The sequence below is a fragment of the Vibrio cholerae genome, assembly GCF_008369605.1.
GTDB lineage: Bacteria > Pseudomonadota > Gammaproteobacteria > Enterobacterales > Vibrionaceae > Vibrio > Vibrio cholerae.
In genome coordinates this window covers 209,621-222,489 of the sequence record NZ_CP043554.1, presented here as the reverse complement: position 1 = coordinate 222,489, position 12,869 = coordinate 209,621, and the positions used below count along the sequence as shown (strand labels likewise).

The 12,869-nt window shown below is 49.2% G+C and carries 11 protein-coding genes; 3 read left to right on the top strand and 8 right to left on the bottom strand.

From position 1 onward, the window contains the following. Positions 1-226 precede the first annotated feature (226 nt). The 3 genes from F0316_RS01090 to argC all read right to left on the bottom strand — a co-directional run bounded on the left by F0316_RS01090 (position 227) and on the right by argC (position 3,316). Positions 227-1,441: an argininosuccinate synthase gene (locus F0316_RS01090; RefSeq protein WP_000049171.1), complete on the bottom strand. Its 1,215-nt coding sequence runs from the start codon at positions 1,439-1,441 to the stop codon at positions 227-229. A gap of 75 nt (positions 1,442-1,516) precedes the next feature. Further along, positions 1,517-2,305 carry an acetylglutamate kinase gene (gene argB, locus F0316_RS01085; RefSeq protein ID WP_001281565.1) on the bottom strand — a complete coding sequence of 263 codons (789 nt, stop codon included), beginning with the start codon at positions 2,303-2,305 and terminating at the stop codon, positions 1,517-1,519. A 9-nt stretch (positions 2,306-2,314) separates the two neighbouring features. Further along, positions 2,315-3,316: an N-acetyl-gamma-glutamyl-phosphate reductase gene (argC, locus tag F0316_RS01080; protein ID WP_000921329.1), complete on the bottom strand. Its 1,002-nt coding sequence runs from the start codon at positions 3,314-3,316 to the stop codon at positions 2,315-2,317. 155 nt (positions 3,317-3,471) lie between these two features. Between argC and argE the strand changes: the two genes are divergently transcribed. From argE to F0316_RS01065, 3 genes are all read left to right on the top strand, one after another. Next, entirely contained in the window at positions 3,472-4,608 is a 1,137-nt protein-coding gene (gene argE, locus F0316_RS01075; protein ID WP_001130857.1) for an acetylornithine deacetylase, read from the top strand. A gap of 206 nt (positions 4,609-4,814) precedes the next feature. Then, the gene (ppc, locus tag F0316_RS01070) at positions 4,815-7,445 is read left to right on the top strand and encodes a phosphoenolpyruvate carboxylase (RefSeq protein WP_001003595.1); all 2,631 of its coding nucleotides are present in this window, start codon (positions 4,815-4,817) and stop codon (positions 7,443-7,445) included. Between the two features lie 358 nt (positions 7,446-7,803). Next, positions 7,804-8,343: a PadR family transcriptional regulator gene (locus tag F0316_RS01065; RefSeq protein WP_000056565.1), complete on the top strand. Its 540-nt coding sequence runs from the start codon at positions 7,804-7,806 to the stop codon at positions 8,341-8,343. Positions 8,344-8,458: 115 nt separating this feature from the next. Here the strand turns inward: F0316_RS01065 and cysE are convergent, their stop codons facing one another. The 5 genes from cysE to epmA all read right to left on the bottom strand — a co-directional run bounded on the left by cysE (position 8,459) and on the right by epmA (position 12,746). Next, on the bottom strand, positions 8,459-9,280 hold the full coding sequence (cysE, locus tag F0316_RS01060; protein WP_000806519.1) for a serine O-acetyltransferase: 822 nt from the start codon (positions 9,278-9,280) through the stop codon (positions 8,459-8,461). 72 nt (positions 9,281-9,352) lie between these two features. Then, a complete protein-coding gene (gpsA, locus tag F0316_RS01055) occupies positions 9,353-10,387 on the bottom strand; it encodes an NAD(P)H-dependent glycerol-3-phosphate dehydrogenase (protein WP_001898334.1) in 1,035 nt (344 codons plus the stop codon). Positions 10,388-10,576: 189 nt separating this feature from the next. Next, positions 10,577-11,041, bottom strand: a complete 465-nt coding sequence (secB, locus tag F0316_RS01050; RefSeq protein ID WP_000796512.1) for a protein-export chaperone SecB — start codon at positions 11,039-11,041, stop codon at positions 10,577-10,579. 166 nt (positions 11,042-11,207) lie between these two features. After that, complete coding sequence (locus tag F0316_RS01045) at positions 11,208-11,642, bottom strand: rhodanese-like domain-containing protein (protein WP_001158897.1); 435 nt, start codon at positions 11,640-11,642, stop codon at positions 11,208-11,210. A gap of 129 nt (positions 11,643-11,771) precedes the next feature. Continuing rightward, complete coding sequence (gene epmA, locus F0316_RS01040) at positions 11,772-12,746, bottom strand: elongation factor P--(R)-beta-lysine ligase (protein ID WP_000185038.1); 975 nt, start codon at positions 12,744-12,746, stop codon at positions 11,772-11,774. Positions 12,747-12,869: the final 123 nt, after the last annotated feature.

Sequence of the window (12,869 nt, the reverse complement as noted above, 5' to 3'; positions counted from 1 at the left end):
CTCCTGCTTTCCTCTCACCGCAACCGCCGTCGAGGATGTGATAACTGAAAATGTCCCCCAAACTCATTGGAGTGGCAGGTAGGCGGCAAGTGAGTGAATCCCCATGAGCATAGATAAACTATGTGATTGGGGTGAATGAACGTAGCCAACACCGCTGCAACTTCAATTAGGAAGGGGATAAGGATCGCAGTGCGATCCTTATTATATAAACCGATGACTGCGCTGATTACTGCTTGTTTTGGCTCAGAGCGCGGATGCGGCTTGACAGCGAATAGAGACGGATGAAGCCGCCTGCGTGGCTGTGGTCATACACTTCATCGGCACCAAAGGTCGCGAAATCTTCTGAGTAGAGGCTGTTAGCCGAACGTTTTTGCGTTGCAACGGCTTGGCCTTTATACAGTTTAATCACCACTTCACCGTTGACATCTTTCGCTAGCTCATCGGCTGCCGCAAATACCGCCTGACGTAGTGGCGTGAACCAACGACCATCATAAACAAGGTGTGATGCTTTAATACCCAGCTCTTCACGAAATTCGAATGAGGTTTTATCCAGCACCAGTTGCTCAACCGCGCGCAGCGCTTCCATGATGATGGTGCCTCCCGGAGTTTCGTAACAGCCGCGAGATTTCATACCCACCAAACGGTTTTCGACGATGTCGATACGACCTACACCATGCTTCGCACCTTTTTGGTTGAGGTACAGCAAAGCGTTGTAAGGGGTCATGGCTTCACCATCAACAGCGACCACTTCGCCATGAGCCACTTGCAGCGTGACATATTCCGCTTCGTTAGGCGCTTGCTCAGGATCGACGGTCCACACCCAGCAATCTTCGTTTGGCGCATTCCATGTGCTTTCCAAAACGCCACCTTCGGTAGAAACGTGCCATGCGTTGGCATCACGCGAGTAGATCTTGGTCAATGACGCCGCACAAGGAATGTTGCGCTCGGCAAGGTAATCCAAACACGCTTCACGGCTACGCAGATCCCACTCACGCCAAGGCGCAATCACATGCAGATCTGGAGCCAGTGCCGCAAAAGCCCCTTCAAAACGCACTTGGTCGTTACCTTTGCCAGTACAACCGTGCGCCAGTGCATCCGCTCCCACTTTACGCGCGATCTCAACTTGCGCTTTAGCAATCACCGGACGCGCCATGGAAGTACCAAGCAAGTATTTACCTTCATAGTAAGCGCCAGTTTTCAGCGTTGGGTAGATGTACTCTTTTACGAATTCTTCTTTCAGGTCAACGATGTAACATTCAGAGGCACCCGATGAGAGTGCTTTGGCTTCTACGCCTTTCAGCTCTTCATCACCTTGACCAACGTCAGCCACAAACGCCACCACTTCACAGTCATAATTTTCTTTTAACCATGGAATGATCACCGACGTGTCCAGACCGCCAGAATATGCCACAACTACTTTTTTAACTTGTACTTTACTCATTGATGTATCTCCATATTCCTGGCTCTGCGCTTGGCGGTCAGTGCTCAGGTTTAATCAAATTAGTGACTTAAAATCTTAAGGTAGAAAACGGGTGCCGATGCTTTCGCCGCCAAATAACTTGGCGAGCTTCTCTGGGTAACGCCAGGTAGCCACTTCAATCGGACGTCCTAAATCTTGCGCCGCTTCCAAGGCTGCTTTCACTTTGACGATCATGCCGTCGGTAATCACTTTGCCGGCAATCAGTGCATCCGCTTGTTTAACATCCAAAGTGGCAATGAGGTGGCCTTTGCCATCCAGTACACCACTGACATCCGAGAGCAGGACCAATTCCGCATCCAGAGCACCCGCCACAGCCACCGCTGCTTGGTCAGCGTTGACGTTCATCATCTGCCCCTGCGCAGTTAGGCCTATCGAGCTAATGATGGGCATCGCACCGGTTGCCAAAATCGCTTGCAGCAAAGTGGAATCGCCCGGCGTGGCTTTGCCGACCGCGCCCAGTTCAGGATCTAACTCCTCGACATGGCACAAACCGCCATCCGCCAGTGACAAACCCACGGCATTGATGCCATCTTTGATCGCTTGGCCTTGTAGCATCTTGTTCGCTGTACCAGCCAGAGCGCCGGCAATGATCGGAATTTGATCATACGGAGTGACGCGCAAACCATCTTTCTTGACCGATTTCAGTTGCAGCTTCGCCATCAACTCATCGACCAGATAACCACCACCATGCACGATCACGATGCGTCGTTGGGCTTGGTTCTGGTATTGGGCAATCGCACCAAACAGTTTGCTAAGTGTCTCTGCGCAATCGAGCGCCGCACCGCCTAACTTAATCACTAAAGGACTGAGCTTAAGATCTGACATGTTGAACCCTTACACCAACGCGGTTAATTCATCGAAACCGTAGTGAATATTTAAACACTGCATCGCTTGACTCGATGCGCCTTTCAATAAATTGTCGATAGCAGACACCACTATGATGTGACGTCCTTGTACCTTCCAGCCGAGGTCACAAAATGGGGTAAACTCGACATCTTGAATCCGTGGTAAACCATTGCTGAAACGCACCAACGGCTTATCTTGATACGCCTTGCTAAAAGCTTCTGCGACTTGCTGCTCGGTGACACCATCCGCCAATTTCATGGTGATGGTGGCCAGAATGCCGCGCTTAAAGTTGCCAAGATGCGGAGTGAAGATCACTTCACAGCCTAGGTGAGTCGCAATTTCTGGTTGATGACGGTGATTAAACACACCGTAGGGCTGCAAGCTCACTTCGCAGAAGCTGTTGGTCATGGTGGCTTTACGTCCCGCACCAGAGACACCACTCACCGCGTTAATCACTGGCCATTGGGTGGTGTCGATTAACCCATCCACCAACAGAGGCTTAATCGCCAGTTGCGATGCGGTGGGGTAGCAACCCGCAACGGCAATCATTGGGCTGGTTTTGATTGCTTCCGCATTCCACTCAGCAAGACCATACACCGCTTTTTCCAACCATTCAGAATGCTGATGCGCAAAGCCATAGAAGGTTGGATAAAACGACTCGCTCTGCACCCGAAATGCACCAGACAGATCAAAGACCTGACAGCCTTGAGCGAGAAATTGCGGCGCGAGGTCATGACTCACTTCATGCGCGGTGGCCAGAAAGACCACATCACACTCGGCCGCAACAGCATCCACATCAGTCAAGGCTTGCACTGGCATATCCATCAGCCCTGCCACTCGACCATGCAACTGCGCCAGCGATTTGCCCGCATCCACACTGTTGGCGGAAACGTATAAACCTGATAGCGTGAGTTGTGGGTGTTTGTGCACCATAAGAGCCAGTTCTGCTCCGGTGTAACCGCTTGCGCCGATGATGGTGGTTTTTAACATCAAAAACATCCGTATTAAGTGGTGAAAGAGAGCGGATAACGCTGATTATTCATCTTTCAAAATTGCGATTAATTGGTTTTTTATTCACTTAAAGTGATTTAATATGTGTTTTACAGTTTCGCCGACACTCTGTCAATAGCAGGAGCAAAGATAAAATGCCGTTACCCAGTTTCCTTGAGGTCTATGAAGGCCTGATTTCAACCTCTTCAATCAGTTCGACTGATGCGCGCTGGGATGAAGGTAATGAGCAGGTGATCGCAAAATTAGCCGATTGGCTCAGCGCGCTCGGTTTTTCGATTCAAATTGAGCAAGTCGCACCGAATAAGCAGAACTTGATTGCCAAGCTCGGTAGCGGTGAAGGCGGCTTATTATTAGCAGGACACAGTGATACTGTGCCGTTTGATGAGGGCCGTTGGAATTACAACCCGCATGCGCTCACGCAAGCCAATAATCGCTTCTATGGATTAGGAACCGCGGATATGAAAGGTTTCTTCGCCTTTATTTATGAAGCGGTGAAAAATGTCGATTGGAGCAAACAAACCAAGCCGTTGTATGTACTCGCAACGTGCGATGAAGAAACCACCATGCTCGGTGCACGCCACTTTACCGAAAACGCCCCATTTAAACCGGATTACTGCATCATCGGTGAACCCACCAGCTTGGTGCCGATCCGGGCGCACAAAGGCCATGTGGCGAATGCCATTCGCGTGACCGGTAAATCTGGCCATTCATCCAATCCAGCGCTGGGGGTCAATGCGATTGAGATCATGCACGAAGTGCTGTTTGCTCTCATGCAGCTGCGCGATCGCTTAATTAAAGAATATCACCATCCGGGATTTGAAATTCCGACTCCAACGCTGAACCTTGGTCACATTCATGGTGGCGATAGCCCAAACCGAATTTGTGGTTGCTGCGAACTGCATTATGACGTTCGCCCTCTGCCAGGCATTAGCTTAGATGGTTTAGATAACCTGATGCGTGACGCTCTACGTGAGGTACAGCAAAAGTGGCCGGGGCGCATTGAACTCGTCCCGCTGCATGACCCGATCCCCGGTTATGAGTGCGCTCATGATCACCCGTTTATTCATGGCATTAGCGAAATCTGTGAGCAAGAAGCACAGACCGTAAACTACTGCACCGAAGCGCCCTTCTTGCAGCAAATCTGCCCGACCTTAGTACTAGGCCCAGGCTCGATCGATCAAGCTCATCAACCGGATGAGTTTTTGGCGTTTGAATTTATTGACCCAACGGTACGCGTGCTATCACGAGCCATGCAGAAATATTGTTTCTAAATTGATCGCCCTGAGTTCAACCTCAGGGCTTTTTTGTAAGAAATTTTCAATAATTTGGTGTTTTTAGTTAAACAATCTCTGCACCAATGCGGATGACAATAAATGGAATCTTAGTCTTATCCGCAAGTCCACTGGACAAAATAGTCAAGATTGTGTAATTAACTGAACTCACATTGGATGTAATTTTTTTTCAAGGCAGGATGACAATGAACGAAAAATACGCTGCGCTCAAAAGTAACGTAAGCATGTTAGGACGACTACTCGGCCAGACAATTCAAGCCGCCGATGGTGACGTTATTTTAGCGAAAGTGGAAACCATCCGAAAACTTTCCAAATCTGCCCGAGCGGGCAACCAAGCAGACCGCGAGCTGCTGATCGAAGAGATCAAAAATCTTCCTAACCACCAACTGACTCCCGTGGCTCGTGCCTTTAACCAATTCCTGAACCTGACCAATATTGCCGAGCAGTATCACACCATCTCACGCCACTGTGAAAGCCACGTGAATGAGTTGGATGCGATTGGTAGCCTGTTTGCTAAACTGGCGCAGAAGTCGGTCAGTAAATTCGATACGGCGCAAGCCATTCGCGATCTCAACATTGAGCTGGTATTGACCGCTCACCCGACTGAGATCACTCGTCGCACCATGATCAACAAACTGGTCAAAATCAACGAGTGTCTATCCAAACTTGAGCTCAGCGACCTCTCTCCGAAAGAGCGCCATAAAACCGAGCGCCGCCTTGAGCAATTAATTGCCCAAAGTTGGCATTCAGATGTGATTCGTCAGCAGCGGCCAACGCCATTAGATGAAGCCAAATGGGGGTTCGCAGTCGTAGAAAACTCATTGTGGCACGCCGTCCCTGAGTTTTTGCGTGAGTTAGATGAACAGGTGAAATCTTACCTAGGTGAAGGTTTACCGATTGATGCACGCCCTGTGCATTTCTCATCTTGGATGGGTGGAGATCGCGATGGTAACCCCTTTGTGACCCACACTATCACTCGCGAAGTGCTGTTACTGTCACGCTGGAAAGCAGCTGATTTGTATCTCACCGATATCAATGAACTGGTCAGCGAACTTTCGATGACCAAGTGTAATGAAGCCGTACGCGCTTTAGCTGGCGAAGAGCACGAACCTTATCGCGCCATCCTCAAGCCAGTACGAAGCTTGCTGCAAGAGACGATTGAAATTCTTGATGCAAAACTCAACGGCCAAAAACTGGCAGTAAAAGCCCCTTTGCAAACCGCAGATCAATTGTGGGAACCGCTCTACGCGTGTTACCAATCACTGCATGAGTGTGGCATGGGCGTAATCGCAGATGGTTCCTTGCTCGATACCCTGCGCCGCATTAAAGCCTTTGGCGTGCATCTGGTTCGCCTCGATGTTCGTCAAGAGAGCTCACGCCATGCAGAAGTGATCTCGGAACTGACCCGCCATCTCGGCATCGGCGATTACAATCAGTGGAGCGAGCAAGATAAAATCGCTTTCCTGACCACAGAGCTGAACTCGAAACGCCCACTGCTACCACGTGATTGGCAACCGTCGCCTCAAGTCAAAGAGGTGTTGGATACCTGTAAGATCATCGCTGCGCAGTCCAAAGATGCGTTTGGTGCGTATGTGATTTCGATGGCACGTACTGCATCGGATGTCCTCGCCGTGCACCTGCTACTGCAAGAAGCGGGATGCCCTTATCGTATGGATGTTTGCCCGCTGTTTGAAACCTTAGATGACTTGAACAATGCAGAATCGGTGATCCGTCAACTGATGAACATTGATCTGTATCGCGGCTTTATTCAGAACCACCAAATGGTGATGATTGGTTATTCCGATTCCGCCAAAGATGCGGGGGTGATGGCGGCAGGCTGGGCGCAATACCGAGCGATGGAAGCGCTAGTGAAAGTGGGCGAAGAAGCGGGGATCGAACTCACTCTATTCCATGGTCGCGGCGGCACAATTGGTCGCGGCGGTGCTCCTGCACACGCGGCACTGCTTTCTCAGCCACCGAAGAGTTTGAAGGGCGGTCTGCGTGTAACCGAACAAGGCGAAATGATCCGCTTTAAACTGGGTCTACCAGAAGTGGCGGTCAACAGCTTTAACATGTACGCCAGCGCTATTTTGGAAGCCAACTTGCTCCCCCCACCAGAGCCTAAAAATGAATGGCGTGCGCTGATGGATATTCTGTCGGAAATTTCATGTAATGCTTACCGAAAAGTCGTGCGTGGTGAACCAGACTTTGTTCCTTACTTCCGTCAAGCCACACCAGAATTAGAACTCGGCAAGCTGCCATTGGGTTCCAGACCCGCCAAACGTAATCCTACTGGTGGAGTCGAGAGCCTGCGAGCCATTCCATGGATCTTCTCATGGAGCCAGAATCGTCTCATTCTTCCTGCTTGGTTAGGTGCGGGTGAAGCGATCCAAATTGCCATTAATGAAGGACACCAAGCGCTACTTGAAGAGATGTGCCGCGAATGGCCATTCTTCTCAACTCGCCTTGGCATGCTGGAAATGGTGTACACCAAATGCAGTGTAAGCATCGCGCGTCATTATGATGAGCGACTTGTTGAACCGACTTTGCGTCCATTGGGTGAAAAATTGCGTGCTCAATTACAGCAAGACATTAAAGTTGTGCTGAACGTTGAGAACAACGAGAACCTGATGCAAAGCGATCCTTGGGGACAAGAGTCGATTCGTCTGCGTAACATCTATATTGAACCACTCAATATGCTGCAAGCAGAACTGCTGTATCGCACCCGTCAATCAGAACTTCCTGCTCCAGAACTGGAAGAAGCCTTGATGGTGACCATTGCGGGAATTGCGGCGGGAATGCGCAATACTGGTTAACAAATCGCTAAATGTCAGTATAAAAAACTAAAAGGTCACAACTTTGTGGCCTTTTGTTTTACATTTTTGCATTATTGAGAATAATGTCAGTTTTTCGACTAATCAGCATATTTGTATTCCACTTTATGCTTATTATTTAGATATACTACGTTCCCTCTGTGATAAGTAATGTAAAGCAATCTCACAGTTAAAGTATGCAAAGACATACGCCACTCTAGGTGATAACCGGCTTTATAAGGTGACATAAGCAGCCGAATTTTGCGCTGCAGGTATTTAAATGCGTTGATATGCGTGCCATTAGAAGCACAACAACCGTTTAGATAGAAGTTTATGTTGACTTAATTTTTGGATTGAAGACATGTCATTACCACACGTTATCCTTACTGTTCTTAGCACACGCGATGCAACCGGGTACGATATAACCAAAGAGTTTTCTGCTAGCATTGGCTACTTCTGGAAAGCCAGCCATCAGCAGGTATATCGTGAACTCAATAAAATGGGGGAACAGGGTTTAGTGACTTGTGTTCTGGAACCACAGGAAGGCAAACCAGATCGCAAGGTTTATTCTATAACCCAAGCTGGCCGCAGCGCTTTAGGTGAGTGGTTTGATCAACCAACCGCACACCCAACCGTGCGTGATGAGTTTAGTGCGAAATTGATGGCTTGTTCAGTACAATCGGCAGAACCTTACCGTCTGCAACTGGCTGAACTGGTTGAAGAATCGCGTAAACTGGTCGCTCACTATCAGGAAATCGAAGCCGCTTATTACGCTAACCCAGCCGTGTTAGACAAGCAGCAACGTTTAGAGCGTTTAACGCTACGTCGTAATTTACTGGTTCGCCAAGCATGGATTCAATGGGCGGACGAAGTGTTGGCAGAATTGAACGCGATGGCATAAGCCAAGCCAAACCTGCCGATGTAAAAAAGGATGATGTCACCATCATCCTTTTTATTTTTTGCTCAAGCGCGGAATGAGCACTTAAATACCGTGAGAGCTGAGATAGAGAGAGCCTCTAGATACCATCACCGCCGATAAACGTCTGTGAACGACCATTAAACTGCTGATCCATATCCAAAGAAGGCTTATCCGATTGTGGCCGCCCCACAATACGAGCAGGTACTCCAGCGACTGTGGTATGGGGCGGTACAGCTTGTAACACGACCGATCCCGAGCCAATTTTCGCCCCTTCTCCAACTTCGATGTTGCCTAAGATTTTCGCGCCCGCACCAATCATCACCCCTTCCCGAATTTTCGGGTGACGATCGCCGCACTCTTTACCTGTACCGCCAAGCGTGACGTCCTGCAAAATCGATACATCATCTTCTACTACGGCGGTTTCACCAATCACAATTCCCGTCGCGTGATCGAGCATGATGCCGCGACCAATACGCGCAGCAGGGTGAATATCCACCTGACATGCTACAGATATCTGATTTTGAAAATAGGTCGCGAGCGCCTTACGCCCTTGTCGCCATAACCAGTTAGCCACCCGATAGCCTTGTAAAGCGTGATAGCCTTTTAGGTAAAGTAGCGGCATTGAGTACATAGAGACGGCAGGATCGCGGTTGACTGTCGCGCAAATATCACACGCCGCCGCTTCTGAGATACTCGGATCGGCAGCAAACGCTTCTTCAATCACTTCTCGTACTGCCATCGCAGGCATGGAGGCAGTGTTCAAACGGTTGGCCAGAATATAGCTCAAGGCCGCTTTTAAACTGTCATGCTTAATAATGGTGGCATGGTAAAAACTGGCGAGCATCGGCTCTTGCTCGGCTTGCTCGCGAGCTTCAGCGACAATAGTTTGCCAAACCTTGGTGTGTGCGCACTGTTTCATTACTTACTCAGTCCTAATCAAGATAGGGCAAGCTATACCCTATCGATTCAATTCCATCTCTTGCGCTGCGGATTAACGCTCCATCTTCTTATCTCGTGCCAGCAAATCCTGAGCGGCGAGTCGCGCATCTTTTCCTTGATACAATACTTGGTAAATTTGTTCAACTATCGGCATCTCAACGCCCATGCGTTTCGCTAGCATCCACACTTCTTTGGTGTTGCGATACCCTTCAACCACTTGGCCGATATCGGTTTGCGCGGTATCCACATCTTTACCTTGACCTAGTGCCAAACCAAAACGGCGGTTACGCGATTGGTTGTCAGTACAAGTCAGCACTAAATCACCTAATCCTGCCATACCCATAAAGGTTTCCGGCTGCGCGCCTAAAGCGGCGCCTAAGCGGCTCATTTCCGCCAAGCCACGAGTGATAAGAGCGGTTCGCGCATTCGCGCCAAAGCCAATACCATCGGACATCCCCGCACCAATCGCAATCACGTTTTTTACCGCGCCGCCAAGCTGCATACCGATAAAGTCACTGTTGGCGTACACACGGAAAGTTTTGCTGCAGTGAATTTTCTCTTGCAGGTCACATACAAATTGCGCATCCGGCGAAGCCACTGAAATCGCGGTTGGCATCCCCATCGCCAGCTCTTTGGCAAAAGTAGGACCAGAAAGCACCGCAAGGGGGTAGCTATCACCAAGTACATCATGGGCGACATCTTGGAGTAGCCGTCCAGTCTCAGGCTCTAGCCCCTTGGTTGCCCAACAAATGCGGCTATCCGCACGCAGGTGTGGCTGCAAACTTTTCAACACGATACCAAACACATGGCTAGGCACTACCACCAGCAGATCACGGCTCGCTTGCACCGCTTTTTGCAAGTCAGTTTCCACAATCAGAGTGTCAGGAAAAGCAATTCCGGGCAAAAATTCATGGTTAGCGCGGTCAGCGTCAAGGCGCGCCATATGCTCTGCATCATGTCCCCACAGGACGATATTTGCGCCATTGCGCGCCAAAGAGATCGCCAGTGAGGTACCGTAGGAGCCCGCACCTATCACGGTCATTTCAACAGGTTTTCCGTAGCTATTGTGGTTCTGTGTTTCGCTCATTGTTCCGCCTATCGATAACGAAGTTGTGCTCTATTCTATACCCAAACATAGGCTATTGCAGTCTGCACCTTCTTCGCCAAGGCTGTCTCAGATAAAGAGTGCAAAAACCAATACTCGAGTGATAAACAAAAAATGCACATCGCGGTGGCGCTGTGCATTTTATTCTTACTGAAAACTCAATCGCGCGAATTATGCGTTCGCCGTTGCGCCTTCTTGAGCTTGCTGTTGCAGGTAGTTCATGAACAGCGCGTCAAAGTTAACTGGAGCAAGGTTCAGTTGTGGGAAAGTACCTTTCACCACTAGGCTTGAAATGGTTTCACGTGCGTATGGGAACAGGATGTTCGGGCAGAAAGCACCCAAGCAATGGGCCAATTGGCCTGCTTCCATCTGCTCTGCACTGAAGATACCCGCTTGTTGTACTTCACACAGGAATGCGGTCTCTTCTGCGTTTTTCACAGTCACTGTCAGGCGCAGTACCACTTCGTAAACGCCTTGGCCCAGTTCACGGCTTTGCGTGTCGAGATCCAGTTTGACATCTGGGTTCCACTCTTTTTGGAACATCACTGGTGAGCTTGGCGCTTCAAAAGAGACATCTTTTAGATAGATACGTTGGATAGCAAACTGTTGTTGTGGGGCTTGTGCTGCTTCAGCCATGATTTCATCCTTAATTCAGATAATTCGGTTCAAAGGTCAATGTGTCCTGAGACTAACTGAGAGTGTGTGCGATCACTAGGTGGGCAAGCCATTACGTGGTAGATATCACAACTCTGAGCGTCAAGCGCTGATCTTTTCACCAGCGCCGACGGGGTGCTCTAAGGATTTAGCGTTTACCGCGTACCAAAGGCAGGTTAGCTTCATTCCAAGCAATCAAGCCATTTTTAAGAAGATTGACCTTCTCAAAACCGGCTTTGGTCAGTAAATCTGCACTTTCACGTGCGGTTTGACCTGTTTTGCATACCACAATAATGGGGTTCGATTTATGGCTTTCAAGGCCAGCCAAGTTACCCGCCTTGATGTCTGACGGCAAAATGTGAATTGCGTCGGTAATGTGGCCTTGTTTGAATTCATCTTTACTACGGATGTCGACCACGATGCCGTTTTCACGGTTAATCAACAGAGTGGCTTGGGTGGCCGTGACTTCTTGATAAGCCGCGGTGGCCGATTTGTAGATGCTGGCGATTAACGCGACCAAAATACCGATCCAAGCCAGTGAAAGGATCATATTTTGCTGAAAAAACTCAATGTACTCTTGCATATCCTGTGCTCTTGCAATGGGGATTCAAATCAGACAAGGAGTATAACGAGGTTGGCAGCATGACGCGAGCGCTTACCTCGTTAAAACTGGGCCTGAACAGGGTGAATATGTTGCAAACTGAGAATCCGATCAGGCTCGAGGGAACGGAAAGGCAGTGACCTTATCAATATGATCCTCGCCAAGCGCCAACATGATCAGACGATCAATACCCAAAGCCACCCCAGCACATTCTGGCAAACCGGCCTCCAGCGCCGCAATCAGATGGTAATCAATCGGTTGCTCTGTCAATCCCATCTCTAAACGCTTGGCATTATCTGCTTTAAAACGGGCTAACTGCTCGGCAGGGTTATCCAATTCATGGAAGCCGTTCGCGAGCTCAATCCCTTTAAAATAGACTTCGAAGCGATCAGCCACGCGCGGATCCGCCGGATTAATTTTGGCCAGCGCCGCTTGTGAAGCCGGAAAATCATACACAAATGCTGGTGTGATTTGGCCAATTTTAGGCTCAATCCCAATGCTAAACAGCAGTTGTAATAAGGTGTCACGATCCTCTTCAGGCTCTGCGATATCACTTAAACCCAGCGTTGCAGCCACTTGCTTTAACTCACGCATCTCCCCTTCGATTGGGCAAACGCCAAGCACATTCAAAAACGCTTCTTGGTAAGTCATTCGCTCGGCACTGCCGCAACGCAGCACCAATTGCAATAAAGCGTCCATCTCATCCATTAAAGCATGGTGATCAAAACCAATCCGATACCATTCCAACATGGTGAATTCTGGATTGTGGTAACGGCCATTTTCTTCGTTACGAAAAGCTTTACCCAGCTGGTAAATACAACCACTGCCCGCGGCCAACAAACGCTTCATATGAAATTCAGGGCTGGTCATCAAATGCAGCGCGCTGCCCTTGGCATACCCCGGCCCGACAAATTCCGTTTTAAACGTGTGCAGATGGATATCCGTCACCGTGGCGTGGCTCATGGCTGGCGTTTCGACTTCCAGCACATTGCGCTCAGCAAAAAATTCACGAATCTGACGCAACAAGGTCGCGCGTTGTTTTAATTGGCTTATTGATGCGGTCGGCATCCAATCGGAATTAGTCATCAGTGGCTCATCACAAGAAACAGAGATAACGAATTGTACTCTTTCAGAACAAAAAGCCAAACTCAATTGTGACACCAGTCACATATAGGGCAAATAGTATGCTTAAGTTTGCAATACCGAAGC